The organism is Actinokineospora sp. PR83 (assembly GCF_021056305.1).
GTDB lineage: Bacteria > Actinomycetota > Actinomycetes > Mycobacteriales > Pseudonocardiaceae > Actinokineospora > Actinokineospora spheciospongiae.
In genome coordinates this window covers 24,907-51,266 of record NZ_JAJCXD010000065.1, presented here as the reverse complement: position 1 = coordinate 51,266, position 26,360 = coordinate 24,907, and the positions used below count along the sequence as shown (strand labels likewise).

The following is a 26,360-nucleotide window of genomic DNA, read 5'->3' as shown; positions in this document are numbered from 1 at the left end:
CCACGGCGACAGTCGGCCTGGCGCGGCGGAGGCGCGGGGGGCGGAAGCCGTGGCCGAACCGGGTGCTGCGGCAGGCGCTCGCGCTGGAGGGGTGAGCGCCTGCCGCGGCCGGGGTGGGATCAGCCCCAGATCGACGTGACCCACTCGGGGTGGTCGATGAACGGGTTGCGGTTGTGCTGGTAGGTGTCGTAGATGACCTGGTTGCGCCGCTTCTCGAAGGCGTCCGGCGGGTCCTGGGCGTTCCACTGCTTGAGCACCGACAGCTTGCCGATGTTCGGGTTGCTGGTGTTGGAGGTGCTCTCGTTGACCTCCAGGTCGGCCCAGCCGTCGCCGCCCTCGTAGCGGACGGACATGTAGAAGATCATCCGGGCGACGTCGCCCTTGACCGCGTTGCGGGGTTCGAAGGAGTCGGCGTCGGTGTAGCTGCCGGAGGCCTCGGCGACGGGGGAGCCGCCGTTGTCGAAGTCCTTGTTGCCGCGGGTGGAGTTGACCGAGACGTCCTCGGGGCGCAGGTGGTGGACGTCGGTGCCGGGGCCGGTGGCGGTGCCGAAGTCGCCGTGGGACTTGGCCCAGACGTGCTCGCGGTTCCAGTCGTCGACGCCGCCGCCGTTGGTGGACTTGGACTGGGAGCGGCCGGAGTAGACCAGGATGACGTTGCCGCTGTTGTTCGGGTCCTGGTCGGTGTTCTTCAGCGCCGTCCACACCGCGTCGTAGCTGAGCTTGGTGACGCCGGTGCTGATGATGTTGTGCAGCGCCGACTCCAGCGCGGGGCCGGTCTTGCCCAGGGCGCTCGCGTAGTAGGTGCTGTCGTAGTCACCGCTGCCGCCGCCGGGGGCGCTGGTCGGTGGGGTGGTGGTGCTCGACGGCGGGGTGCTGCCGCCGACCGTGGCGAAGGCGGTGGTCGAGGTCAGGCCCGGGTGCGAGAAGTAGGCGCTCAGCGTGCCGGTGACGTCGATCTGCTTGCCCAGCAGGGAGGGGTTGGACTTGAGCCCGTAGCCGGAGCGGTGGGCGGTGGAGATCTGCACGTAGATCATCCGGGTGGTGCCGGTCTCGGCCGCGGTGTCGGCGATGGCCAGCGCGTAGTCCGAGGGGTAGTTCGACCGGACCACGGTGTTGGTGGCGGTCGGCTGCCCGACCACGTAGCCGCGGACGGTGGCGGTGCCGCCGCCCTGCTGCGCGATGGCCTGGGCGACGGTGAGCGGGGTGGCGGCGCCTGCGGCAGGGACCTGCAGCGCGACCATGGTGGTGAGGACGGCCACGAGGGCCGAGAACGTGGATAAGAGGGTCCAGCGGCGTTGTCGCACGGGCTTGGGTCCCTTCCCCGACGGCCGACCCACCGGGGTCGACACAAAGTGACTAAGCGTTCACGATCGAGTGAAGGCTGCCACGGGATAACGCTCTATGGCGTGAATTTGGCGCGGCGTTCCGGTGTCGATCAGCGAACCGGGTCGGAAAGGTCCACCCGGACCGGGCCACTCGGCCGAACCCGGTTCGGCAGGAGGGCGGACATGAAAGCGCGGCCCTGCCGTCGGGGGGTGGCAAGGCCGCACCCCCTACGTCGCTCGGGTGCGGGGCGGTGTTACCACCCGCGGCGTTCCCGTTCGACGAGTCCTGTCGGCACACCGGCCCCGGCGGGGGTGACCGCGCGTCGCGGCGGCGCACGCGGGAGGATGCAGCGGCAAGCACAACGAGGTATTGGAGCAGAACATGGCGCTGGAGAAGCCCGAGATCGACCGCCCCGACGGCCCGCCGCCCGCGGAGCTGGTGATCGAGGACATCACGGTCGGCGACGGCGACGAGGCGAAGGCGGGCCAGGTCGTCAGCGTGCACTACGCCGGGGTCGCGTTCTCCTCCGGCGAGGAGTTCGACGCCTCCTGGAACCGCGGCGAGGCCTTCCAGTTCCCGCTCGGCGCCGGTCGCGTCATCGGCGGCTGGGACCAGGGCGTGCAGGGGATGAAGGTCGGCGGGCGCCGCAAGCTGACCATCCCGCCGCACCTGGGCTACGGCGACCGGGGCGCGGGCACGGCCATCAAGCCGGGCGAGACGCTGATCTTCGTGGTGGACCTGCTCGGCGTCCGCTGAGCCGCGCGCTGGTGGGCAGGCTCAGGACCGGGCCAGGTCGAGGCGGTCCACCAGCGCCAGCACCGCGCCCGGGTCCTCGACGTGCGCGTTGTGCCCCAGGCCGGGCAGGGTGACCGGGTCGTCCACGAGCGCGGCGAGGTGGTCCACCGGGGACATCGGGTCGTGCTCCCCCGCCGCCAGCACCACCGGGCAGCGCGCCGCGCGCAGCAGCCCCACCGCGTCCGGGGCACCGACCGCGAACGCCCGCGGGTCGAACGCCGCCCGCCACCGGCCGTCCACCCGGACCACCGATCGCGGGTCCGCGCCCGGGCCCGGCAGCCCGGCCAGCTTCACCGCCCAGGACTCCGCCTCGGCGCGGGTGTCGAACGCGCGGGGCGGGCGGGCGGCGAGCGCGGCGGCCTTGGCCAGGTCGTCGCCGGTCCACTCGACCTTGATCCCGACGCCCACGACGCCTTCGACGTCGAGCCCGAACCAGCCGCTGGCCAGGGTCAGCGCCAGCACCCCGCCGAGCGAGTGCCCGACGACGACGTAGCGGCGGGTGGGGTCCACCTCGACCCCGGCGGCGAGGGCGCCGAAGGTGTAGCGGCGCAGGGGTTCCGCGCCGCCGTGCCCGGGCAGGTCGACCGCGACCGCGTCCCCCGGCCAGCGCTCGACGACACCGTCCCACACGGCCGCGGTGGCGCCGAGACCGTGCAACAGCAGCAGCGTGGGGTGGCCCATCGCGCCATGCTACTCAGCCGGGGGCGACGTGCTCCAGCCAGAAGTCCAGCAGCGCCGCGCCACCGTCGACCGCGATCCCGTTGTCGGGCAGCGGGTTGCGCCGGTGGACGAGCAGCAGAGGTCCGCAGTCAGCCCTGCTCCCGACCCGGGGTGATTTCGCGGTGGATGGCCGCGTGCAGCATGCCCAGGCCGCGGTCGAGGTCGGCGCGGGTGATGGTGAGCGGTGGGGTCACCTTGAGCACGGTGTCGCGGCGGCCGCAGGTCTCCAGGATCAGGCCGCGGTCGTAGCAGTCGCGTTGGATGCGCGCGGCGGCCTCGGGGGTCGGGGTGTCGACGCCGACGACCATGCCGCGGGCGCGGGTGGGCAGGCCCAGGGCCCGCACGTCGGCGGCGAAGCGGGCCATCCGGTCGCCGTGCAGGGCGAGGCGGGCCAGGAAGGCCGGGTCCTCCCACAGGTCGAGCGCGGCGGCCCCGGCGACGAAGGCGAGCTGGTTGCCGCGGAAGGTGCCGGTGTGCTCGCCGGGTTCCCACACGTCCAGCTCCGGGCGCAGCAGCAGCACCGAGATCGGCAGGCCCGCGCCGCCCAGCGACTTCGACAGGGTGATCGCGTCCGGCACGATCCCGGCGTGCTCGAAGCCGAAGAACCGGCCGGTGCGCCCGCAGCCCGCCTGGATCTCGTCGCACACCAGCGGCACACCTCTGGCTGCGGTCAGCTCCCGCAACGCGCGCAGCCAGTCCGCCGACGCCGGGTAGACGCCGCCGTCCATCTGCAGCGACTCGACCAGCACCGCGGCGGGCGGGCCCGCGCCGCCGCTGGGGTCGTCGATCAGGTGCGCGAGCACGGCCAGGGAGTCGAAGCGGCCGGTGGGGCCGTCCTCGTAGGGCAGGAACAGCGTGTCGCCGCCGAGGTGGTGCCCGCCGCGGGCGGCGCGGGAGCCGGTGACCGACAGCGAGCCGTGCGACATGCCGTGGAAGGCGCCGGTGAAGGCCACGACCTGGCGGCGGCCGGTGGCCTTGCGGGTGACCTTGAGCGCGGCCTCGACGGCGTCGGTGCCGGTGGGGCCGCAGAACTGGACCCGGTGGTCGAGGCCGCGCGGGGCCAGCACCACGTCGCGCAGCCGCCGCAGGAAGTGCCGCTTGGCGGTGGTGTGCAGGTCGAGGCCGTGCAGCAGGCCGCCGGAGTTCAGGTACTCGACGAGCCGAGCGACCATCCTCGGGTCGTTGTGCCCGTAGTTGAGCGCACCGGCGCCGCAGAAGAAGTCCAGGAACTCGCGGCCGTCCTCGGCGACGAGGGTGCTGCCGCGCGCCGAGGTGAACACGGCGGGGAACTTGCGGCAGTACAGCCGGACCCGCGACTCCACCTCGTCGAAGACCGACGAACCCGCCGACCCCACCTGCCCGGACTCCACTGCCGCAACGGTCATGCCCGGGGAACGTACTCCTGCCGCCACGGAAAGCGACGATCGGCTACCCAGAGATGCGACCGGCCGCACACCCGGGACGGGGTGCGCGGCCGGTGGGAGCAGCCGGGCGGGTCAGCAGCCGCCGCAGTTGTAGTAGGTGATGTCCCAGTGGTTGCTCTCCAGGTAGTAGATGTTGCCGCTGCCGGAGCGCCACTGGTTGCCGCCGATGGCGGTGAAGTTGCGCTGGATGTAGCCGGTGACGCAGGAGCTCAGGCTGATGTCGATCTTGTAGCCGTTGTAGTGGCTGTAGGTGCCGCTGGCGTGGCCGACCTCGGTGCCGCCGGTGATGTTGACCGCGCAGCCGCTGGCGCTCTTGAACGTCTGCCCGCCCTGCACGGTGGTGAGGTTGATCTGCTCGAACGAGGTGCAGGTGGAGTTCTGCCGGTCGCTGCAGTTGCCGCTGGAGGACCAGGTGATGCCGGAGGAGCGGAACCGGGAGGCGGCGTCGCTGTGGCTGAGCTTGGTGACCTGGATGGAGATCGGGGCGTCGGCCGGGGCGATCACCGGGTCGTGCTCGCCGCCGGTGGCCGACGCCGAGGCGAAGCCGGTACCGAGGGCGAGCGCGGCGACCGCGGAGGCGGCGACCGTGGCGAGGCGGAGCAGGGCAGTGCGCATGGGGACGGGTTCCTTCCGGTGGCAGCCGCCACCGGCCCGGGGGCGCCGGGCCGGGGTGGGGGCCTGCGACGAGGACAGGAGAGCGGGCCGCCGACGGCCCGGTGGTTCACGCGGGGTCCGGGTCAGCCGGTGCGTCGCTCCCAAGGCGGAAGCGTAATGCGCTCCCCCGGGCCCGCCCAGGGGTTCGGCCGGCTATTTTCCAACCGACCACCCCTATGTTTCGGAAGCTAAACCCCAACCGCCGTCCGCCGGTCCGCCCGTCGCCGGTCGAGCACGGCGACGACGAGCGCGAGGGCGATGAACGCCACCGCGCACCCCAGCGCGGTCGCAGCGGCGTGCGAGAAGCTGCCGGTGGCGGCGAGCACGGCGTGGAAGACGGTGCTGAGCACGGCCGTGCCGACGGCGGTGCCGATCCGCTGACCGGTCTGCAACAGCCCGCCCGCCACCCCCGCCATCCGGTTGGGCACCTCCGCCAGGGTGAGCGTGGTGTTCGGCGAGATCACCGCCCCACCCCCGATCCCGGCGACGAGCATCGGCAGGACCATCCACCACACCACGGCGGACCCACCCACCACCAGGGTGATCAGCGCGACCGCCCCCAACCCGACCGCCACCAGGCACAACCCGACGACGCTCAGCAGCCGCCCGAACCGCTCCACCAGCCGCCCGGCCACCGCGGACGACACCGCCGACCCGAGCGCGAACGGCGTCACGGCGAGACCGGACTGCAATGGCGTGAAGCCGAGCCCGGTCTGGAAGTAGAGCGCGAACACGAGCCAGATGCCGGTGAACCCGCAGAAGTACGCCAACCCCAGCCCCAACCCCGAGACGTAGCCGGGTGTCCCGGTGAACAACCGGGTGTCCATCAGCGGCGCCCGGTCCCGCCGCACCACCCGGTGCTCCCACCGCACGAACCCGTACCCCACCGCGAAGGCCACGGGGAACAGCCACCACAGCGAGGCGAAGCTGTCCGCCTCCACCAACGGGAACAGCAGCGCGAGCACGGCCAGCCCCAGCAACCCGGCGCCGACCACGTCGATGTCGGGCCGGTGCCGCCCGCGCACCTTCGGCAGCAACCGCGCCGCGAGCACCAGCGCCACCACCCCGATCGGCAGGTTCACGTAGAACACCCACCGCCAGCCACCGGGATCACCGAACAGCGCGAGGATCACCCCGCCCGCGATCGGCCCCACGGCCGTCGAGATCCCCACCGTGGCACCGAAGATCCCGAACGCCCGACCGCGCTCGGCACCGCGGAACAGGTCCTGGATCAACCCGGAGTTCTGCGGGGTCAGCAGCCCACCGGTGAACCCCTGGAGCAGCCGGGCCGCGACCAGCCACTCCAGACTCGGCGCCGCCCCGGCCAAGGCGCTGGTGAGCACGAACCCGGTGAGGGCGATGAGGAACATCCGCCTGCGCCCCAGCGCGTCCCCGAGCCGCCCACCGGCGACGAGCGACAGCCCGAAGGTCAGCGCGTACCCGGAGATGACCCACTGCACGGCGGAGGGCGAGGCCCCCAGGTCGGCCTGGATGGACGGCAGCGCCACGTTCACGATGCTCACGTCCAGCAGGCTCATGAACCCCGCCGCCTGCGTCACCGCGAGCGCCCGCCACCGCCGGGGGTCGGGCGCTTGGTCGTCATCCACCCACCACACCTACCCACTCCCCCGGGGCCCCACACCCCGGGGAGAGCCGGGCCACCCGGAAGCGCCGCCGCCCCACCAGCCGCCGGCCCAGTGGCCGGCCACGCCGAACCCACCGCGCGCAGCCACGAACCAGCCCGCCAACCGGCGACCTGGCGGCCCGCCACGCCCAACCCCACCATGCGCAGCCGCCAACCGCCCCACAACCGCCAGCCTGGCGGCCCGCCACACCGAGCCTCCCGGGCGCAGCGAAAACCGATCACCCGCGCAACCGCAGGCCCGGCTACGCCAATGCCCGGGTGGGTGGATGTGCTTGGGTGGGGGTAGCGATCATGTGCAAGCCTGCGTGGGCTGTGGGGCATCTCTTCAGCCCCACTCGGTCACACTGGGCGCATGATCGCTGTAGGGGCCCCGCCCAAGCAGATCCACCCACCCGGGCACCACCGACAAACGACCGGCCCTTGAAACCACGGCACGGCCGAGCAGATCCACCCATCCCGGCACCACCACCAAACGACCGGCGCTTTTGAGGTCCTACAGCGCCACAGGCTTCCCACTCGCAGCCGACCGGATCGCCGCCTCGATCGTCTCGGTCAGCACGATCGACTCGGCCACCGCGACCGGCGGCGGCCCGTCGCCGCGCACGCAGTCACGAACCCCGCGGTAGAACGCGAGGTAGTCGCCATCCACCGTGGGAACGACAGTCTCACCACCAGCAGTCATCAGAGTCCCCCACCGATCCTCCCCGTAGACCCCGAACCCCTCCGCGGTCGGCGGGGTGCCCGCCCGAGAAGCAGCCTCCTGCGGGTCCAGCCCCCAACACCGGTAACCCGCGGTCCCACCCGCCACGGCGAAGCGCGGTGTCACCGGCATGGTCACGTTGCTGGCCCGCAGGTACGACCGGACACCGCCCTCGTGGGTGAGCAGGATGGTGGCGTCCTCGGCGACCCGCACCTCCGGCCGCGGCGCCCGGGTCTCGGCGTACACGCTCACCGGGCGGCCGAACAGCACGATCGCCTGGTCGGCCAGGTGGGTGCCGAGGTCGTAGAGGATGTTGGCCATGTCGGCCGGGTCCGGGCTGGCGCGCCAGGCGGAGCGGACCGCCTTGGCGCCGCGCTCGAAGCGGGACTCGAACCGGCCCACCTCGCCCAGGGTGCCGTCCTCGACGAGCTTGCGCACGGTCAGGAAGTCGCCGTCCCAGCGGCGGTTCTGGAAGGCCGTCAGCATCTTCCCGGTCTGCTTGGCCAGCTCCCCCAGCGCCCGCACCCCGCGGGCGGTGGCGGCCACCGGCTTGTCCACCACGACGTGCAGTCCCGCCTCCAGCGCGGCGGTGGCCTGCTCGACGTGGAACCGGTTGGGCGAGGCGACGACGACCAGGTCGACGTCGCCCGCGTGCCGCCACAGCTCGTCGGCCGACGGGTGCACCACCACGTCCGGGTGGCGGTCGCGGGCGGTCGCGGCGCGCTCCGGGGCGCCGGTGACGACCGCGGTGACCCGCAGGCCGTCGACCGCGTCGACGAACGGGGCGTGGAAGGCGCTGCCCGCCAAGCCGTAGCCGATGACCGCCACCCTGGTCTCGTCCGCCATGGGTCCATCCTCCCGCCGCACCGGCACCGGCGACGCCCGCCGCGCCGCTAAGCCAAGTCCACCATGGTGCTCCGGCGGGGCGTGGGATTCTGCGCGGTACTGGGCGAGTCCTCCGACGCCAGGAGGTGGTTTCCCGCTTCCTTACGCCAGGGGCGGGCCGCCTGGTACACGCAGAGCATCGCCCACAGTTCCTGGGTCACCCCGTCGGGGTCCTGCGAGCGCAGGGTCACCGGGCCGGTCTCCAGGGTGTCGAACAGCGCCTCGAACCGCCACCGGCCGCGGTGCAGCGCGGCAAGCTCGGCCACCGGGGCCTGCTCAGGGTCGAGCAGCGTGGTCACCAGGACCGCGTCCGGCACCTCCAGCACCCGCACCGCCACCGACGAGGCCAGCGGGTCGTGGTCGGGGACCAGCCGGGACAGGAACGTCCCGTCCGGGAGGGGGTGCAGCCGGGGCAGCGGGACGGTCGGGCGCGGGCGCCAGAGCAGGTCGGCGCCGACCTCCGCGGCGGTGCGCCAGAGGTCCTGGGCGCGCGCGGGCAGGTGCGAGACGACCAGGGTGCCCGGGCCGAGCGCGTCGAGCGCGGACAGGCCGGGGTCGTCGGGGGCGGTGCCGACGCCGACGTCGACCAGCACCCCCCGCCCGGGTGAGGCGAGCACCGACAGCCGCACGTCCGGCCCGCCGAAGGCGGCGAGGTTGGCCGGGGTGTCGGCGACGGTGACGGCGCCGCCGTCGAGGGTGCACACCCGCAGCCCGCGCCAGCGCTCGTCGGCGGCCCGGCCGGAGCGCTCGTCGGCCGCGCGGTCGGCGAGCGCGCGGCCCTGCAGCAGCCTGCGCATCACCTCGGGGCCGAGCCGCTTGCGCGCCTTGGTGATCGAACCGGTGCTCGGCGCCGAGCGCTTGCCCAGCGGCACGCCCGCCCAGCGCATCCCCGCGGTGAGCCGGGCCAGCACCGCGTCGTAGCCCGCGCCGCCGAAGAGCCACAGCGCCAGGGTGAAGTAGACCATCGTGCGGGCGGGCAGCGACCGGGACCGTTGTTCGCGGACCCCGGCCGCGTCGATCGCGGCGTCGACCTCGGCGGGCGGGAACGCCTCGATCAGCATCCCGATCGCCACCCGGTCGGACAACCGGTCGCGCGCGGCTTTGGCCGCACGTGTCATTCCGCCCACCAATGGACCTCTCACCCGATGTTGCACCAGCGCACTAAGGAAGTAATGAACCTGTCGATCTTGTCGACCAGTGCGGCGACATGAATAGCATCGGGCACGGCCCCAGCGCCAGAGCCCCCGGGACGCAAAACGATTCGCCGCGTCCTACGCTCGTTTCACCCGGCCGCCGCCTGCGCGGCCGGGCGCGGTTTCCCCGGTTACCCCATTCGGCCCGGAAACCGATCTTCGAGCAGGAGTGCCGACATGTTCTCAATCACGCTGACCGCCCTGGTCGCCGCCCTCGCGGCCGCGATCCCGACCCCAGGCCCGGCCCCCGAGGCGCCGCAGACGCGGATCGCGCTCTCCGTCACCGACGCCGGGGGGCGCACCACCACCGCCGAGCTGCGCTGCGGTCCGACCGGGGGCAACCACCCCGCGGCGAACGCGGCCTGCGCGGCGTTGACCCAGGTGGAAGGAGATCTCTCCGCCCTGCAGGTGAACACCGCGCAGGCGTGCACGCTGGAGTACGCCCCGGTCCAGGCCACGGCCACCGGCCACTGGCGGGGGCGGCCGATCACCTTCGACCGCGCATTCCCCAACGCCTGCGCGCTCCTCGGCAGCACCGGCCCGGTGTTCGCGCTGACGCCGGACCCGACAGTACCCCAATCCGAAGTGGACGGTGCTTTCACGGCAATTTAACGCTCATCCCGTATTCACCTTATCGAGTGACACCGACCGGGTGACTGTGCGAAATCGAGGTTACAGTGGTGCGACATTTCCGGCAGTGATCATCGCCACTGTGCGGCCCGTTCCCACTTCCGGAAACCCGATCGTGGTCTCTTCGTCGATCATCCGCACATCCGGAACCCATTGCCTTTGCCGCCGCCCGGCCCCGGTGCTTTCCCGGGGCCGGGCGACCGGGCTCACAGGTGCCGCGCCCACCAGTCCAGGACGGCGGCGAAGCGCTGGGCGCGGTGGCGGGGCGAACCCGAGCGGGTCAGCTCGTGGCCCTCACCGGGGAAGAGGATCATCTCGGTCTCCACGCCGTTGCGGCGCAGCGCGACGAACATCCGCTGGGCCTGCTCCAGCGGGCAGCGCCAGTCCTGTTCGGAGTGGACGACCGCGAACGGGATGGTGATGGCGTCGGCGTAGGTCAGCGGGCTCTGCGCCGCCAGCGCCCCCGCCCCCGACCCGCAGTAGGCCTCGGCGAACCACCAGCCGATGTCGGACGAGCCGACGAACGACTCCCAGGAGTTGACCGCCCGCTCGCTCCACGCCGCGGTGAACCGCTCGCCGTGGTGGGCGGCCAGCCAACCGGTCATCCACCCGCCGTAGGACCCGCCCATCACCCCGACCCGGTCGGCGTCGAGGTCCGGGCGGTCCAGGACGGCGTCCAGCACGGCCAGCACGTCCACCGCGTCGACCGTGCCCATGGCGCCGATGATGGCCCGGCCGTGCCGCTCGCCGTAGCCCGCCGACCCGCGCGGGTTCGGCAGCACGACCGCGTAGCCCGCGTCGGCGTAGACCTGCGCCTCGTCGTAGAGGCCCCAGCCGTAGTACATGAACGGGCCGCCGTGCACGGCCAGCAGCACCGGGTGCGGGCCCTCCCCCTCGGGCAGCACCAGCCAGCCGTGGGTGGCGTAGCCGTCGGGCGCCGAGGCCTTGATCTCCACCACCGGCCGCAGCCCCTTCGCCCGCAGCGGGGCGCCGAAGTCGGTCAGCGTGCAGGTCTCGTCGCCGGTCACCAGCACCAGTTCGCCCGCGGTGTCCCAGGTGGACACCGTGCAGACGATCCGGTCGCCGTCGGCGGCGAAGCCCCGGACCACCGCCTGCTCACCCGCCAGCAGCGCCAGCTCCGACAGCGTGGCGCCGTCGGCGGCCACCGGGACCCGGCGCAGCTCGACCGCGCCCCGGTTGCGCACGCACACCAGCACCCCGCCCCCGGTGACCAGCGGGGCGGGCCCCTCGCAGTCCACGGTCTCCGGGTCGGTCAGCCTGCGCGGTTCGCCGGGGACGCCGTCCAGCCGCAGCGGCACCGCCCACACCCCGGTGTTGCGGGCCACCGCTTCGGTGCCGGGGAAGTCGTCGCCGAGGTAGACCACCATGCCCTCGGCCACGGCCAGCGGGTACTCCACCGTGCCCGCCGCCCTGGCCACCAGCACCGGCGCCCCGCCCTCCACCGGGACGGCGTAGATGTCGCGGCGCAGCGTGTCGGCCGCACCCCAGTCCCGCTTGGCCGCCACCACCAGGTGCTCGCCGGAGGGCGCCCAGGCGGGCCCGGACGGGTCGGCCAGGCCCTCGGTCAGCTTGACCGGCTCGCCGCCGTCGACGTCGACGACGAAGAGTTGCGGTGCCCGGTCCAGCAGGAAGCCCACGTCGTCGAACCGGTAGTCCAGGCGGGTGATCCGCCGCGGCGCCTCGTCGGCGGGGGCGGGGTACTCGGCGCCGTCGGGGGTGGCGGTGCCGTAGCGGCCCGCCTCGGGGACCCGGGCGGTGAACGCGATCCGCCGCGAGTCCGGCGACCACACCGGGGCGCCCGCGCCCATCGGCAGCGCGGTCAGCCTGCGCGCCTCGCCGCCGTCGACCGCGATGACGTGGAGCTGGGCGGGTGCGGTCGCCGACTCCGCGCGCAGGAACGCCACCGCCGCGCCGTCCGGCGACACCACCGGGGCGGTGTCGCGGAAGCCCTGGGTGAACGGGCGCACCGGGCCGCCGTCGAGTGCGACCCGGTGCAGACCGCCGCGGTAGGTGTTGTCCGCCAGGTCCGGCGCGGTCACCGAGACGAGCAGGAAGTCCCCGCTCAGCGCGGGTGTACCGGGCGTGGCCAGCAGTTCGATGTCCTCAGCACGCACCGCGACGACGTTACCCGACACCTGTCGTGGACCAGGACCGTCGGTTATTCCCAGTCGTCCACAGAAGTGGTGGTCAGCCCTGGTGCCGGGCGCTCTCCTCGGCACCGTCCTGGACCGGATCCCCGTCGCCGCCCTCGGCGGGCAACGGCGTGGGCTCGATCCCCTTGGCCTCGTCGCGCCTGCTCTTGATGATGCTGGCGACGGTGGTGATGGTCAGCACGCCGACGATGACGACCAGCGAGAACACGGTGCCGATCACCGGCACCGGCACCGGCTCGCCGCCGTTGATGAACGACAGCGAGTTGGTGTGCAGCGCCTCCAGCACCAGCTTCACGCCGATGAACGCGAGGATCACCGCGAGGCCGATGGGCAGGTAGACCAGCTTGCGCAGCAGCCCGCCGAGCAGGAAGTAGAGCTGCCGCAGGCCCATCAGCGCGAAGGCGTTGGCGGCGAAGACCAGGAACGGCTCCTGGGTGAGGCCGAAGATCGCCGGGATGGAGTCGACGGCGAAGAGCAGGTCGGCGGTGCCGATGGCGACCATGACGATGAACATCGGGGTGAAGAACCGCTTGCCGTCGAGCTTCACCGTGGTCGCGCCGCCGTGGTACTTGTCGGTGACCGGCAGGATGCGCCGCGCGAAGCGGGTCATCGCGTTCTCCTCGTACTCCTCGTCCTCGCCGAGGCCCTCGCGGGAGAGCTTGACGGCGGTGTAGATGAGGAAGATGCCGAAGATGTAGAAGACCCAGCTGAACCGGGCGATGGCCACGGCGCCGACGGCGATGAACACGCCGCGCATCACCAGCGCCAGCACGATCCCGACCAGCAGCACCTTGTGCTGGTGGATCTTCGGGACGGCGAAGGCGGACATGATGATCAGGAAGATGAACAGGTTGTCCACCGAGAGCGAGTACTCGGTGATGTAGCCGCTGAAGAACTCACCGGCGTAGGTGCCGCCCGAGAAGATCCACACGCCCGCCCCGAAGGCCACCGCGCAGGCGACGTAGAACGCCACCCACCGGCCCGCCTCACCCACGGTGACCTCGTGGGGCTTGCGGTCGACGATCACGAGGTCGATCGCGAGCAGGACGAGCAGGCCGCCGATGGTGGCGAGCCATACCCACAGGGGCACGAACATAGGTCATTTCCTCCGGTTTCGGGCACACGCCGTCACCGGAGGTCTCTTCCGCCGATGTGCCACCACGCGGGGGACACGTCGACCACCGACCCCGGGCCCCCCGCGGGAGGCCGTGCTGACGGAGCCGGTGCGAAGGAATACTCCCCTCCGACACATCTTGCCTGGGCGATTCTCCACGCAGGCACCTGAGAACACCACTCGGGGCGGGGCGCCGTTCGTCACATCCCGACCGGTGGAGCAACCTTCCGGGGTGGACGGTGCGCTCCGACACCGCGGCGGCGGCCATCCGTGGCGGGCGCCCACCCGCTGGGAGGTCTCTCAGGAACCGGCGGATACCGTCCGTGACGTGCCCAGGATCCCCCGCCTCCGCACGCGTCAGGTGGTCGTCGCCGCCGTCGTCCTCGTTCTCGCCGCAGCCGGCGTCGTCTGGCTGACCCGTGGCGACTCCGAGGCACCGGTGTCCACCAGGGACGCGTTCGTCGAGCTGCTCAGCGGTCCGAACCGGGATCAGCCGGTGAAGATCGACACCACCCTCTACCTGCCCGAGACCACGCCCGCCCCGGTGGTGATGGTGGCCCACGGCTTCGGCGGCAGCAAGGACAGCGTCGACGCCGACGCGCGCGAGTTCGCCCGCCGCGGCTTCGTCGCGCTCGCCTGGTCCGCCCGCGGCTTCGGCCGCAGCGAGGGCGAGATCGGCCTCAACGCGCGCGACTTCGAGGTCGCCGACGCGAGCGGGCTGGTGAGCTGGCTGGCCGGGCAGCCGGAGGTGAGCAAGACCGGTCCGGACGACCCGGTGGTCGGGGTGACCGGCGGCTCCTACGGCGGGGCGCTGTCGCTGCTGCTCGCGGGCACCGACAAGCGGGTCGACTCGCTGGCACCGGTGATCACCTACAACGACCTCGGCCAGGCGCTGCTGCCCAACTCCGCGACGACCGGGACCGCGGCGCAGTCCCCGGCGGCCAACCCGTACGCGGCCGACGGCGTGTTCAAGCGCTCCTGGGCGGGCATCTTCTTCTCCGCCGGGCTCGGCGGCGGTGCGGGCGGAGGGCTGGGCAACCCCGGTGCCGAGGCCACCGAACCCGGTTCCGAGGACGACGACTCCTCCGGCGGCGCGGTGGGCACCGCCGACCCGGCCGCCGGTGCCGCGGCGGCGACCCAACCCGACCCCGGCGCAGGCGCCGCGCGGGGCGGCTCCGGCGGAGCGCCGGAGGGCGACGCGTGCGGGCGGTTCACCGCCGCGGTGTGCGCCGCCTACGCCCAGGTCGCCACCACCGGCCGGGCCGACCAGCGGACGGTCGAGCTGCTGCGCTCGGTGTCCCCGGCGGCGGTGACCGGCGCCATCACCCAGCCGACGATGCTGGTGCAGGGCGAGCAGGACACCCTCTTCGGCCTCGACCAGGCCGACGCGAACGCCCGGCAGATCAGCGCGAACGGCGCCCCGGTCAAGGTCGTCTGGTACACCGGCGGGCACGACGGCGGCAGGCCGGGCGCGCAGCTGCGCGGGCAGATCGCCGACTGGTTCGACTTCCACCTGCGCGGTCGGGGCGCCGACCCCGGCACGGGTTTCGAGTACGCGGTCGAGGGCGCGCTGCGCGCCCAGGGCAGCCCGTCGGTGCGCACCGTGTCCACGGACGCCTACCCCGGTCTGACCGGTGGGCAGCCGACCACGCGCACCCGGCTGCCGATCTCCGGCCGGGAGCAGGTGGTGGTCAACCCGCCGGGCGGCAACCCGGCGTCGATCAGCGGCCTGCCCGGGTTCGGCTCGCTGCTCTCCGGTTCCTCCCGGCTGGCGGGCAGGCTCGCGGTCGACCTGCCCGGGCAGGTGGCCCGGTTCACCAGCGAACCGCAGACCCAGCAGCTTCTGGTCTCGGGCGCGAGCACGGTGCGGCTGCGCGTCGCCGCGCCCGCGGGCGCCCCGCCGTCACCGGACGGGGCGGTGCTGTTCGCCAAGCTCTACGACGTCGCCCCCGATGGCACCCGCACGCTGCCCGGCTCGGCGGTCTCGGCGTTCCGGGTGCCGTCGCTGCCCGCCGACGGGTCGCAGGCGGAGGTGACCGTGTCGCTGCCGGGCATCGTGCGCCCGGTCGAGGCCGACCACCGGGTGGAGCTGGCCGTGACCACCACCGACCAGGCGTACGCCACCCCGGCCGTGCCCGCGAGCTACACCATTTCCCTGGCCGAGGACGCGGCGCTGGCCGTGCCGGTGGTGGCGGGCACCCGCTCGTCGACCACCGTGCCGGTGTTCCCGCTGGTGGGCATCGGGGTGGTGCTGCTGGTCTGCGCGGCGGCCGTGGTCGGCGGCGCGGTGCGGCGCAAGCGGGCCGACCGGCTCGACCCGGAGCTGGCCGAGGTGCCGCTGGTGATCGAGAACCTGTCGAAGTCCTACCCGGGCGGGCTCAAGGCGGTCGACGACCTGTCGTTCACCGTGCGGCGCGGGCAGGTGCTGGGCCTGCTCGGGCCCAACGGGGCGGGCAAGACGACCACGCTGCGGATGCTGATGGGGCTCATCCAGCCCACCGCCGGGGAGATCCGGGTGTTCGGGCACAAGATCCGCTCCGGGGCGCCGGTGCTGTCGCGGATCGGCTCGTTCGTCGAGGGCGCGGGTTTCCTGCCGCACCTGTCCGGCCGGGCCAACCTGGAGCTGTACTGGGCGGCGACCGGTCGCCCGGTGGAGAAGGCGCACTTCGACGAGGCGCTGGACGTGGCCGGGCTCGGCGCCGCGGTCGAGCGCAAGGTGAAGACCTACAGCCAGGGGATGCGGCAGCGGCTGGCGATCGCGCAGGCGATGCTCGGCTTCCCGGACCTGATGGTGCTCGACGAGCCGACCAACGGGCTCGACCCGCCGCAGATCCACCAGATGCGCGAGGTGCTGCGGCGCTACGCGGCCACCGGGCGCACGGTCGTGGTGTCCTCGCACCTGCTCGCCGAGGTGGAGCAGACCTGCGACCACGTGGTGGTCATGCACCGGGGCCGGTTGGTGGCCTCCGGGAAGGTCGAGGACATCGTGGCGGGCGGCGGCGAGGCCACGTTCCGGGTCGACGACACCGCCACCGCCGCCGAGGCGCTGCGCGGGGTCACCGGGGTCAACGCGGTGACCGTCGAGGGCGAGCACCTGGTGCACGCCGACCTCGCCGACGGGGTGCCCCGCTCCACCGCGCTCGGGGCGCTGGTGCGCGCCGGGGTCGCGGTCGAGCAGGCCGGACCGAGGCGGCGCCTGGAAGACGCGTTCCTGCAGTTGGTCGGAGAGGAGTCGAGCGGATGAGCGGCGAGAGCGCGAACGGCCACGGGCCGGGGGCGAAGGCGGGCGCACCCGGCGGCTGGAAGGTGCCCGGGAGCAGGCCGGGCGAGTCGGTCACCACCGTCTACACCGACCCGGACGCCATCGACGGCCTGGCCAGGGCGGCCGAGGGCGAGTCGACCGGGTTCGACCCGGACGGCTCGGTCGAGGGCTTCCGCTCGACGCGGACGCTGCCGCTGCGGGTGGAGCTGCTGCGCCAGCTCAAGCGGCGGCGCACCCAACTGCTGCTGGGGTTCCTGGTCCTGCTGCCGTTCATCCTGTGGGCGGCGTTCGAGTTCGGCCAGGACTCCGGCAACCGGCGCTCCGGCGGGTTCGTCGACCTGGCGACCGCGAGCGCGCCGAACTTCGTGATCTTCGTGCTGTTCGCGGCGGGCAGCTTCCTGCTGCCGATGATCGTGGCGCTGTTCTTCGGCGACACGATCGCCTCGGAGGCGTCCTGGTCGAGCCTGAAGTACCTGCTGGCGATGCCGGTCCCCCGGCACCGGCTGCTGCGGCAGAAGGCGACCGCCTCGGCGCTGCTGTCGCTGCTGGCGCTGGTGCTGCTGCCCGCGGTGGCGCTGCTGGTCGGGGTCGTGTTCTACGGGACGGGGCAGGCGGTGAGCCCCACCGGGGACGCCATCTCGTTCGGGGACTCGATGCTGGCCCTGGGCGGGTCGGTCGGCTACATCGCGGTGAACCTGCTGTGGGTGGCGGCGCTGGCGCTGTTCCTGTCGGTGGCCACCGACGCGCCGCTCGGCGCGGTCGGCGGGGCGGTGCTGGTGTCGATCCTGTCGCAGATCCTCGACCAGATCACCGCGCTGGGCGGGCTGCGCGACTACCTGCCGACGCACTTCTCCTTCGCCTGGTCGGACCTGATCTCCACCGACATCGACTGGACGAACATGGCCGACGGCGCGTTCTCCGCCGTGGTGTACGCGGCGGTCTTCGGGCTGCTGGCCGCGCGCCGGTTCCGGATCAAGGACGTCACAAGCTGACCGGCGGCGGCCCGACCGGTGCGCGAACCGGTCGGGCCGCCGACCGCCGGATCGCGGGTGGGGAACGCATTCCCGATTCGGGTCACGCGCGGGCGGTCTGGGATGATCACCGCTGTGGACGACGTCGACTACTACGAGCTGCTCGGGGTGCGCAGGGACGCGTCGGCGGCGGAGGTCAAGTCGGCGTTCCGGGCCCTGGCCAAGGTCATGCACCCGGACGCGGGCGGCACGGCGGGCACGTTCCGGCTGCTGAAGTCGGCCTACGAGACGCTGTCGGACCCGGCCCGGCGCCGCGAGTACGACCGGGCCCCGGCCCCCGAGGTGCCCGCGCCCCGGCCGGAGGCCCGGCGCCGCACCCGCACCTCCTCGCCGCGACCGCGGTTCCGCGATGACCCCTCGTTCGTGCCCGACGGCTGCTCGGTGCCGCCGACGGCGCTGCCCTGGTGGCACCTGACCCGCCACCAGCCCAGGATCTCCGCCGGGCCGGGCCACGCGCCCGCGGTGGCGGCGGTCGCCGGGGTGCTGCTGCTGGCGAGCCCGCTGCTGGCGGTCGGGTCGATGTCGGCGGTGGTGCTGGTGTGCTGGCTGGGCCTGCTGGTGGCGGCGGTGGTCGCCGCGGTGCGGCTGGGGCGGGCGTACGCGCGGGTGGAGCGGGTGCGGGAGGCCGCGGCGGCCGAGTTCGGCGACCGCACCGAGTTCGGCGTGCCCGACCGCGAGCCGGTGGCCGAGCGGCTGACCGCCGAGCTGCTGGCCCGCTACCCGGGCAGGCTGCCCGGTGCCCGGCTGTTCCACGGCCTGTCCCGCCCCGGCTCGGTGTTCGCCGACGTCGAACACGCGGTCCTGTGTGGACATCGCTTGGTGCTGGTGGAGTCGAAGCTGTGGCTGCCCGGGCACTACGAACTCGACGCCGACGGTTCGGTGTGGCGCAACGACCACCCGTTCCGGGGTGGGCACAGCGCGCTCGCGGAGACCGTGGCGGCGTTCGCCGAGCTGCTGCCGGGGGTGGAGGTGCGCGGGGCGCTGCTGCTGTACCCGAGCAGGCAGGGCGCGGTGAGCGTGGACGGAACGGCGGTGGCCGGGGTGTCGCTGTCGGTGCCGGACGACTTCGTGCGCGTGGTCGGGGGCTGGCTGGCCGGGGACTGCGCCACAGTGGACCACCACGTGCTGCGGGTACTGCGCGACCGGGTCCCCTCCGAGGCCGCGGCGGTGTGAGGGGCCGCCGGTCAGCGCGGGTGTCCGGTCCTCAGTGGATGCCCAGGGCGGGGGCCAGGGGACCCAGGCCGGGGGCGGTGGCGGTGCGCTCCGCGGCAGCGCGGAGTTTCTTGCGATCCACTGTGGACAATTCTTCTGCGGTGGCCGCCAGCCTGCGCAGGCCCGCCTCGTCCAGGGTGGTGAGCAGGGGCAGGACGTCGGTGGCCAGGTCGTCGTCGGCGGTGATCGGGTGCAGGAAGGCGGGCAGGCGCGGGGTGGTGATCATGGCGAACAGCGCGGGGAAGTGGTCGTGGCTGTCGCTGTGCAGGGCGACGCGGACGAGGGAGTCCTCGTCCAGGGCGGTGACCACCGCGCGCAGGGTGTGGTCGGGGACGTCGCCGACGAAGCGGCCCATGGTGAGGAAGTCTCGGCGGCGGACCAGCTCGTGGGCCACCTCGACCACCCGGCCGGTGGGCAGGGTGCCCACGATCGGGCCCGCCCGGCGCGGGTCGAGGTGGGTGGCCACGTCGGCCAGGAAGGTGGTGCCGAGCCTGCCCGCCAGGTCCAGTGCCCGCTCCGGTTCCAGCACCGAGGCCACCCTGGCGCACATCACCGGGCCGAACGCCCGCTGCGCCACGCTCGCGGTGATCGCGTTGGGGACCAGCCTGCTGACTGCCGCGATCCGCTCGTAGGCGGCCCGGTTGGCGTCGAAGAGCACCTCGGTGGCGCGCTCGCGCACGGCCCGGACGTCGGCGGGCGGCACCCGCTCCAGGTAGCCGAACCGGGCCGGGTCCTCCCCCAGCAGGCGGGCCAGCTTGGCGACCTCGATGCGGGCGGTCACAGGTCCAGCGCCCGGCGGATGAGCCCGCGCAACACCTTGGGCAACTGCGCCAGCGAGGCCTCGGTGGACTCGTCCAGCTCGGCGCGCTGCCGACGGCGGGCCGAGTGCAGCGCGTCGGCCAGGTCGCGGACCGCGGCCTCGTCGAGCGCCTCCACCGACTCGGGCAGGCGCCCCCCGAACCGGGTCCGCAGCAACGCCACCGACTCGTCCACATCGACCTCCCGCGTCCCTGGACCGACCCACCCCGCACCCGCCGGGGTCACTGCACGCAGAACTCGTTGCCCTCCGGGTCGAGCAGCACGATCCAGTTCCCGATGTTCTCGTGGCGCTCGGCGACCAGGGTGGCACCCGCCTCGACCAGCCGCCGCGCGTGCGCGGTGACGCGCTCCCACCGGCCCTCGTCGCGCGGGCCGTCCACGTGCACGTCGAGGTGCACGCGGTTCTTGGCCGCCTTGTCCTCGGGCACCCGCTGGAACAGGACGCGGGGCCCGTCGCGGTCGGGGGCGACCACCGCGGCCAGGTCGCCCCAGCGCTCCGGTGGCATCCCGATCCGCTCGCCGAACTCCTCCCAGGTGGCGAAGCCGGGGGGCGGCGGCTCCAGCTCGTAGCCGAGCGCGAGCGCCCAGAACCCCGCCTGCCGCCCCGGGTCGAGCGCGTCGAACGTCACCTGGAAACCGAGTGCCACGAGCACCACCTCCGGCCCGCGATCCTACGGGCGGGGACCGACAGCGGGCGGGCGAACCAGGGTCCTAGGTCCCTGTCGGCGCCCCGGACCCGGGCATACCCTGCGAGACCCGGTACGCGAGCGGACGTGAGATCCAGGGATGCACGTATTCGTCACCCACGCCCGGCGTGATCTCCCGGCGATCACCCGGCTGCGCGCGGACCTGGAGAGCGGCGGTCACCGGGTGTGGTCCGACGGTGACGTCCTGGGGTCGCGGCGCGGCTGGGACGAGGTGCTGCGGCACGTGCGCGACTGCGCGGCGTTCGTCTTCGCGGTGTCCCCGGAGTCGGTGCGCTCCCCCGCGTGCCTGGCCGAACTGCGCTACGCGCGGGCGTTGCGGCGGCCGGTGCTGGCGGTGACGGTCCACCCGGTGCCCGCGGGCGGGGCGCCGGACGAGCTGGCCGGTGCCGCCACCGTCGACTGCTCCCGACCGTCGCCGCGGACCGCGGCGGCGTTGCGCGCGGCCGTCGACGCGCTGCCCTCGGCCCACCGGCTGCCGGAGGAGCCCGCGCTCCCGGCGGCGCCGACCACCACCGGACCGACCACGGCGAAATCGCCCCCCACGGAGCCGCCCGCCACGAGACCGGCCGCCGTCGGATCGACCGCGACGGCGTCCGCCGAACCGGTGCTCACCACCGCGACGATCACCGACTGCGAGGCGCTGCTCGACCGCGGGGCGCTGGACCGGCGCGCGCAGGCCGAGGTGCTGGCGGCGCTGCGGGCGCGGCTGGCCGACTCCGGCGAGCGGTCCGACGCGTGGCGACTGCTGGTGCGGCTGCGCCACACCGAACTGGAACCCGGGGTGGCCGAGGGCGTGGAGCAGGTGCTGGCCCCCGGCTGGCAGCCCGACCCGCGCGAGCACCACGAGGCCCGCTACTGGGACGGGCAGGCGTGGACCACGCTGGTGTGGCAGGGCGGGCGCGAGTTCACCGACCGCGGCAGGCCGCCGGAGGTGCCCGATCCGCCCCGGCGCCCCGAGCCGCCTGCCCCGACCCCGGCGGGCCGGGCCGTGCTGCGCCCCCGGCGCGCGCCCACCCCGGCCGAGCCGGAGGCACCCCGGCGCCGCAGGCGGTTGTCGGTGCTCGTGCCTGCCGGGGTGCTGGTGCTGGCCGCCGGGGTGACCGGGGGCGTGCTGCTCGACCGCGGTTTCGGGCCGGACGAGAGCATGGCCAACCGCACCGCCCGCAACTTCGTCGACGCGGTCAACACCCACGACCGGGGGACGGTCACCCAGTACGTGTGCAGCCGGGACCGCACCGCCAACGCCCACCTCTACGGCGCGTTCCTCGACACCGCCGACGTCACGCTGGAGAGCGTCGACGCGGCCGGGTCCGACCCGAGGTTCACCATTCTGGCGGCACGAACGGCGGGAACGGCGTCGGTGCGGTTGAGCATCCCGCTCGAGGTGGAGAATGGCGAATGGCGGGTATGCGACATCGGTAAGGCGCTGTCGGGCCGCTGACCGCGCGGAGTTGAAACATGCAGGTGTTCGTCAGCCACGCGTCCGCGGACCGCGACGCCGCCGCCCGGCTGCGCGCCGACCTGGCCCAGCTCGGCAGGCAGGTGGCGCTCGACCGCGGCGAGCCGGTGGGGGTGCGCTGGTGGGAGGGGGTGCTGCACCGACTCCGCCAGAGCGAGGTGTTCGTGCTGGTGCTGTCGCCGGACTCGGTGCGCAGCCCCGGGTGCCTGGCGCAGCTACGGTACGCGCTGGCCCTGCACCGGCCGGTCCTGCTGGTGCCCGCGCGCCCGGCCACCCCGCCCCCGGAGGTCACCGACGCCCCGGTGTTCGACCCGGCCGGGCTCGGCGCGGAGCGGGTGGCGAAGCTGCGGGTGGCGCTGCTGTCGCTGCCCACCACTCCCCCGCTGCCGGACCCGCTGCCCCCGGAGCCGCCGGTCCCCTACCTGGAACCGTTCCGCGACCGCCTCGCCGACCCGCGGCTCGGCGAGGCGGAACTGCGGTCGATCTTCCGCGAGCTGCGCTCCCGGCTGCGCGACGAGCAGGACCGGGCCGGGGTGTGGGCGCTGCTGGTGCTGCTGCGCGCCCGCCCGGACGTGCCCGCGGCGCAGGCCGCCGAGCTGGAGAAGGTCCTGGCCCCCGGCTGGCAACCCGACCCGGAGCACCGCGTCGACCGCCGCTACTGGGACGGGCAGGCGTGGACGACGCTGGTCCGGCACGAGGGCCGCGAGTTCAACGAGCGCCGCGTCCCGCCCCCGGAGGCCACCTGGGCGGGTGACGCCCCGGTCCGCCCCCGCCCGGGCACCCCGCCCCGGCCGCCCGGCCGCGGGCCCGCGGGCCACCGGCCCCTCGGCCGCAGGCGCTGGATCCGGGTGGGCGGCGCCGCCCTGCTGGTGGTCGCGGTCGTGGTGGCGGGCTTCCTGTGGTTCGGCGCCTCCACCACCGACCCCCGCGCGGTCGCCCGCCAGTTCGTCGACTCGGTCAACATCGGCGACACCGACGGGCTGTCGGCGGTGGCCTGCGAGAAGGTCCGCCCCACGGTCCGCGCCACCTTCCTCGGCGGCGGTTTCCACCTGACCCTGGAGAGCGTGGACCCCGGCGCCGAACCACCGACCTTCACCGTGCTGGCCACCGACGCGGCCACGGGCAGCTCCGACCGCCGCACCTTCCCCCTCATCCGCGAGGCCGGCGAGTGGCGCGTCTGCGTGTGAGCCGGGGTCGGGCAGGCGCCGACCGAGGTCAGCGCCTGCCCGAGCGGCGGGTGCGCAGGTAGTCGCCGACCACGGCGGAGCCGAGGCCGTCGATGTCGGGGTTGACCACCCGCCCGCCGCCGCGCCGGGCGACGATGTCGACGAACTCCGCCAGCCTCGGGTCCTCGCCGAGCATGAACACGGTGACCGAGGCACCCAGCTTGGCCAGGGCATCGACCTCCGCGAGCGTCTTGCGGAGGGTGCGCGGGGTGGGCGGGTAGTGGAACTCGGCCTCCCCGTCCGGTTCGAGGTGGGCGGTGGGTTCGCCGTCGGTGACCACCAGCACGACCGGTTTGGCGCCGGGGTGCCTGCGCAGGTGGCGGCCCGCCAGCAGCAGCGCGTGGTGCAGATTGGTGCCCTGCTCCCATACGCCCTCCAGCGCGGTCAGCTCGCCGATGTCGACGGTGGCGGCCTGCCTGCCGAAGGTGATCAGTTGCAGCTCGTCGGACCGGAACCGGGTGCTGATCAGCTGGTGCAGGGCCAGCGCGGTCCGCTTCATCGGCAGCCAGCGGTCGTCCTGGACCATCGACCACGACGTGTCGACGCACAGCGCGACCGCCGCGCGGGCCCGCTGCTCGGTCTCCACGACCTCCACGTCGGCCACCTCGATGCCGATGCGCGCCTCGCCCGCCGAGGCCGAGCGCAGCACCGCGTTGCGCAGCGTGCGGGAGACGTCCCAGGCCTCGGTGGAGCCGAACTCCCAGGGGCGGGTGGCGCCGGTGGGTTCCCCGGCGGCGCCCGCGTTGGCGGTGTCGCGCTCGCCCTTGCGCGAGCGCATGGCGCTGAGCACGTCCGACAGCGCGGTCTCCCCGAGGCGCCGCAGCGCCTTGGGCGACAGTTGCAGCGACCCGTCGGCGGCCCGTTCCAGCAGCCCGGCCCGGCGCATCTCGCGTTCCAGCTCCGAGAGCCTGCGCGCGTCCACCCCGGCCTCGTCGCCGAGCTGGCGCTGCAACGCCTCCAGGTCGATGTCCTCAAGGCGGGCGCCGGGGTAGGACTGGGAGAGCTGTTCGGCGAGCGCGTCGAGTTCGGCGAGGTCCTGCATGGCCTGGGCGCCCTCGCCCATGCCCAGCGGGTTGTTCCCGCGCATCCTGGCCGAGCCGGTCCAGTCCTCCCCCGGCCGCAGCGCGCGCAGGTTCGCGTCCAGTGTGGACACCTGCTCGGCCAGCCGGGGGTCGCCGAAGGCGTTGCCCATCAACTCCGAGAGTTCCGCGCGCTGTTCGGCGCTCATCGAGTTCATCATCCGCTGCGCCGCGGCGGAGCGGGCCGCGAGCGCATCGATGAGTTCCTCGACCGTGCGCGGGTTCTCCGGGAAGAACTCGCCGTGCTCGCGCATGAACGCCTGGAACCGCTCGTCGGTGTCGTCGCCGCGCAGGTGGGCCAGCAGCAGGTCGTTGAGGTCGGCCATCATCCTGCGGATGCGCTCGACGTCCTCGGGGGACATCTGCTCCAGGGCCTGCTTCATGCCCTGGAACCGCGACTCCATCAGGTCTTGGCCGAGCTTGTCGCGGATCTGCTCGTAGGCCGCCCGCGCCTCGTCGGACTGCCAGTCGTAGTTCGCCAGCTCGTTGACCGCGGCGGCGGTGCCCGCGGGCAGCGCGTCGAGCTGCGCCTCCCGGAACCGGGCGTCGTCGGACGGGTCCGGGAACAGCGCCCGCTTCTCCGCGCTCAGCGCGCGGTCGAGCAGTTCGCGGACCTCGGTGAGCGTGCCGTCGAGGTTGTGCCTGCGCTGGATCCGCGACCGCTGCTCCCACAGCCGCCGGGTCAGGTCGTCGAGGCCCCGGGTGCCCTCGGTGCCCCGGCGCAGCAGCTCCTCCAGCGCCGAGCGCGGTGAGGAGCCGTTCATCACGTCGCGGCCGAGCTGGTCGAGCGCGTCGCGCAGGTCGACCGGCGGTGCGAGCGGGTCGGGGCCGTCGTGCCAGGGGCCGTAGTTCCAGCGGTCGGAGGAGCCTGCGGGGTCGGCCGTCACGGTCCGTACACCGCCGCCCCGCCCGCGCCCTCGGAGTCCTTGGCCAGCTTGCGCCCGAGGTAGAGGTACTCCAGCGCCAGCTCCACCGCCATGGCGATCCGGCCGGGCGGGTCGGTCGGCTCGACGCCGAGCCGGGCGGCCACCTCGTGCAGCACCGGCAGCTCCGGCAGCGCGGAGAGCACCTCGCTGCCCGGCACCCGCTCACCGGTGGCCACCAGGTTCCCGTCGACCACGGCGTCGACCAGCGGGCGCAGGTCCAGCCCGGCGAAGCGGTCGCGGGCGGTCTCCGACACCGCGCGGCGCAGCAGGTGGGTCAGGTGCTCCTGCTCGCGGCCCTCCTCGCCGGACTCGAACTCCAGCTTGCCGCGCAGCACCGCGGGTACCGCCTCCAGGTCGATCGGCCGGGCCACCGCCGGGTCCTCGCCGATCAGCGCGGAGCGGCGCAGCGCGGCGGCGGCGACGGTCTCGGCGGCGGCCACGGCGAACCGGGCGGACACCCCGGAGCGCTGGTCGACCGCGGAGGAGTCGCGCAGGTTGCGCACGAACCGGGCCAGCGCCTCCAGCAGCGGCTCGCCCACCTCGGCGACCAGGTCGGCCTCCTGGCGGATGACCTCCACCTCGGCCGCCACCGTGGTCGGGTAGTGGGTGCGCACCTCGGCGCCGAAGCGGTCCTTGAGCGGGGTGATGATCCGGCCGCGGTTGGTGTAGTCCTCGGGGTTCGCGGTGGCGATGACCAGCACGTCCAGCGGCAGCCGCAGGGTGTAGCCGCGGACCTGGATGTCGCGCTCCTCCATCACGTTGAGCAGCGCCACCTGGATGCGCTCGGCCAGGTCGGGCAGCTCGTTGATGGTCACCACACCGCGGTGGGCGCGCGGCACCAGTCCGAAGTGGATGGTCTCGGGGTCGCCCAGGGTGCGGCCCTCGGCGACCTTGACCGGGTCGACGTCGCCGACCAGGTCGCCGACGGAGGTGTCCGGGGTGGCCAGCTTCTCGGTGTAGCGCTCGGAGCGGTGCCGCCAGGCCACCGGCAGGTCGTCGCCCAGCTCGGCGGCGAGCCGGATGGAGCGCGGGGTGATCGGCTCCAGCGGGTGTTCGCCCAGCTCGGAGCCTTCGATCACCGGGGTCCACTCGTCGAGCAGCCCGGCCAGGGTGCGGGCCAGGCGGGTCTTGCCCTGGCCGCGCTCGCCGAGCAGCACCACGTCGTGCCCGGCCAGCAGCGCCCGCTCGAGCTGGGGCAGCACGGTCTTGTCGAAGCCGAGGATGCCCGGCCACGGGTCGCGGCCCGCGCGCAGCGCGGCCAGCAGGTTCTCGCGGATCTCGGTCTTCACGCCCTTGGGCGCGTGCCCCTGCTCACGCAGCTCTCCGACGGTGCGGGGGAGGGCGGCGGGGGGCGTGTTCGCAACGGTCACCCCCGAAAC

General features: G+C 73.9%; 21 protein-coding genes and 1 pseudogene. 7 read left to right on the top strand and 15 right to left on the bottom strand.

All coding sequences use genetic code 11. The features are described from left to right. Positions 1–119 precede the first annotated feature (119 nt). Both L6E12_RS21725 and L6E12_RS35775 read right to left on the bottom strand, forming a co-directional pair. A complete protein-coding gene (locus L6E12_RS21725; protein ID WP_374201926.1) occupies positions 120–911 on the bottom strand; it encodes an endonuclease I family protein in 792 nt (263 codons plus the stop codon). After that, positions 900–1,241: pseudogene (locus L6E12_RS35775) on the bottom strand (DUF6359 domain-containing protein); the annotation flags it as partial. The pseudogene L6E12_RS35775 and the gene L6E12_RS21725, both read right to left, overlap by 12 nt. A gap of 466 nt (positions 1,242–1,707) precedes the next feature. Between L6E12_RS35775 and L6E12_RS21720 the strand changes: the two are divergent. Next, on the top strand, positions 1,708–2,082 hold the full coding sequence (locus L6E12_RS21720; protein WP_236229765.1) for an FKBP-type peptidyl-prolyl cis-trans isomerase: 375 nt from the start codon (positions 1,708–1,710) through the stop codon (positions 2,080–2,082). A gap of 21 nt (positions 2,083–2,103) precedes the next feature. On the opposite strand, the gene L6E12_RS21715 is transcribed toward L6E12_RS21720, so the two are convergent. The 6 genes from L6E12_RS21715 to L6E12_RS21690 all read right to left on the bottom strand — a co-directional run bounded on the left by L6E12_RS21715 (position 2,104) and on the right by L6E12_RS21690 (position 9,267). Further along, a complete protein-coding gene (locus L6E12_RS21715) occupies positions 2,104–2,802 on the bottom strand; it encodes an alpha/beta fold hydrolase (RefSeq protein WP_236229764.1) in 699 nt (232 codons plus the stop codon). Positions 2,803–2,930: 128 nt separating this feature from the next. Further along, the gene (locus L6E12_RS21710) at positions 2,931–4,226 is read right to left on the bottom strand and encodes a diaminobutyrate--2-oxoglutarate transaminase (RefSeq protein ID WP_236229763.1); all 1,296 of its coding nucleotides are present in this window, start codon (positions 4,224–4,226) and stop codon (positions 2,931–2,933) included. Positions 4,227–4,337: 111 nt separating this feature from the next. Continuing rightward, the gene (locus L6E12_RS21705) at positions 4,338–4,880 is read right to left on the bottom strand and encodes a hypothetical protein (RefSeq protein ID WP_236229762.1); all 543 of its coding nucleotides are present in this window, start codon (positions 4,878–4,880) and stop codon (positions 4,338–4,340) included. Between the two features lie 227 nt (positions 4,881–5,107). Beyond that, on the bottom strand, positions 5,108–6,526 hold the full coding sequence (locus L6E12_RS21700; RefSeq protein ID WP_236229761.1) for an MFS transporter: 1,419 nt from the start codon (positions 6,524–6,526) through the stop codon (positions 5,108–5,110). Positions 6,527–7,057: 531 nt separating this feature from the next. Next, on the bottom strand, positions 7,058–8,110 hold the full coding sequence (locus tag L6E12_RS21695) for a Gfo/Idh/MocA family oxidoreductase (protein ID WP_236229760.1): 1,053 nt from the start codon (positions 8,108–8,110) through the stop codon (positions 7,058–7,060). A gap of 47 nt (positions 8,111–8,157) precedes the next feature. Continuing rightward, positions 8,158–9,267 (bottom strand): transposase domain-containing protein, encoded by a 1,110-nt coding sequence (locus L6E12_RS21690; protein WP_236229759.1) that lies wholly within the window; start codon positions 9,265–9,267, stop codon positions 8,158–8,160. Between the two features lie 252 nt (positions 9,268–9,519). Here L6E12_RS21690 and L6E12_RS21685 point away from each other — a divergent pair, with 252 nt between their 5' ends. Next, complete coding sequence (locus tag L6E12_RS21685; protein ID WP_236229758.1) at positions 9,520–9,954, top strand: SSI family serine proteinase inhibitor; 435 nt, start codon at positions 9,520–9,522, stop codon at positions 9,952–9,954. Between the two features lie 224 nt (positions 9,955–10,178). Here the strand turns inward: L6E12_RS21685 and L6E12_RS21680 are convergent, their stop codons facing one another. Together L6E12_RS21680 and L6E12_RS21675 are read right to left on the bottom strand one after the other, a co-directional pair. Continuing rightward, positions 10,179–12,107, bottom strand: coding sequence for a S9 family peptidase (locus L6E12_RS21680; RefSeq protein ID WP_236229757.1), 1,929 nt, complete (start codon positions 12,105–12,107; stop codon positions 10,179–10,181). A 73-nt stretch (positions 12,108–12,180) separates the two neighbouring features. Further along, entirely contained in the window at positions 12,181–13,242 is a 1,062-nt protein-coding gene (locus L6E12_RS21675) for a TerC family protein (protein WP_236229756.1), read from the bottom strand. Positions 13,243–13,588: 346 nt separating this feature from the next. On the opposite strand from L6E12_RS21675, the gene L6E12_RS21670 reads away from it, so the two are divergent. The 3 genes from L6E12_RS21670 to L6E12_RS21660 all read left to right on the top strand — a co-directional run bounded on the left by L6E12_RS21670 (position 13,589) and on the right by L6E12_RS21660 (position 18,726). Next, on the top strand, positions 13,589–16,504 hold the full coding sequence (locus L6E12_RS21670) for an alpha/beta fold hydrolase (protein ID WP_236229755.1): 2,916 nt from the start codon (positions 13,589–13,591) through the stop codon (positions 16,502–16,504). Further along, on the top strand, positions 16,501–17,514 hold the full coding sequence (locus L6E12_RS21665; RefSeq protein WP_236229754.1) for an ABC transporter permease: 1,014 nt from the start codon (positions 16,501–16,503) through the stop codon (positions 17,512–17,514). The genes L6E12_RS21670 and L6E12_RS21665 overlap by 4 nt, the downstream gene beginning before the upstream one ends. Before the next feature lie 102 nt (positions 17,515–17,616). After that, positions 17,617–18,726: a J domain-containing protein gene (locus L6E12_RS21660; protein WP_236229753.1), complete on the top strand. Its 1,110-nt coding sequence runs from the start codon at positions 17,617–17,619 to the stop codon at positions 18,724–18,726. Positions 18,727–18,757: 31 nt separating this feature from the next. Here L6E12_RS21660 and L6E12_RS21655 read toward each other — a convergent pair whose 3' ends face one another. The 3 genes from L6E12_RS21655 to L6E12_RS21645 are packed head-to-tail and all read right to left on the bottom strand — an operon-like array spanning position 18,758 to position 20,231. Beyond that, a complete protein-coding gene (locus L6E12_RS21655) occupies positions 18,758–19,546 on the bottom strand; it encodes a hypothetical protein (protein ID WP_236229752.1) in 789 nt (262 codons plus the stop codon). After that, positions 19,543–19,758 carry a hypothetical protein gene (locus tag L6E12_RS21650; protein ID WP_236229751.1) on the bottom strand — a complete coding sequence of 72 codons (216 nt, stop codon included), beginning with the start codon at positions 19,756–19,758 and terminating at the stop codon, positions 19,543–19,545. The genes L6E12_RS21655 and L6E12_RS21650 overlap by 4 nt, the downstream gene beginning before the upstream one ends. Positions 19,759–19,805: 47 nt before the next feature. Then, a complete protein-coding gene (locus L6E12_RS21645; RefSeq protein WP_236229750.1) occupies positions 19,806–20,231 on the bottom strand; it encodes a VOC family protein in 426 nt (141 codons plus the stop codon). 139 nt (positions 20,232–20,370) lie between these two features. Here L6E12_RS21645 and L6E12_RS21640 point away from each other — a divergent pair, with 139 nt between their 5' ends. Further along, complete coding sequence (locus L6E12_RS21640) at positions 20,371–21,732, top strand: TIR domain-containing protein (RefSeq protein WP_236229749.1); 1,362 nt, start codon at positions 20,371–20,373, stop codon at positions 21,730–21,732. A 17-nt stretch (positions 21,733–21,749) separates the two neighbouring features. Beyond that, positions 21,750–22,937: a toll/interleukin-1 receptor domain-containing protein gene (locus L6E12_RS21635; protein ID WP_236229748.1), complete on the top strand. Its 1,188-nt coding sequence runs from the start codon at positions 21,750–21,752 to the stop codon at positions 22,935–22,937. Between the two features lie 28 nt (positions 22,938–22,965). Here the strand turns inward: L6E12_RS21635 and L6E12_RS21630 are convergent, their stop codons facing one another. Both L6E12_RS21630 and L6E12_RS21625 read right to left on the bottom strand, forming a co-directional pair. Further along, positions 22,966–24,942: a VWA domain-containing protein gene (locus L6E12_RS21630; RefSeq protein WP_236229747.1), complete on the bottom strand. Its 1,977-nt coding sequence runs from the start codon at positions 24,940–24,942 to the stop codon at positions 22,966–22,968. Continuing rightward, complete coding sequence (locus L6E12_RS21625) at positions 24,939–26,351, bottom strand: sigma 54-interacting transcriptional regulator (RefSeq protein ID WP_374201923.1); 1,413 nt, start codon at positions 26,349–26,351, stop codon at positions 24,939–24,941. The genes L6E12_RS21630 and L6E12_RS21625 overlap by 4 nt, the downstream gene beginning before the upstream one ends. Positions 26,352–26,360: the final 9 nt, after the last annotated feature.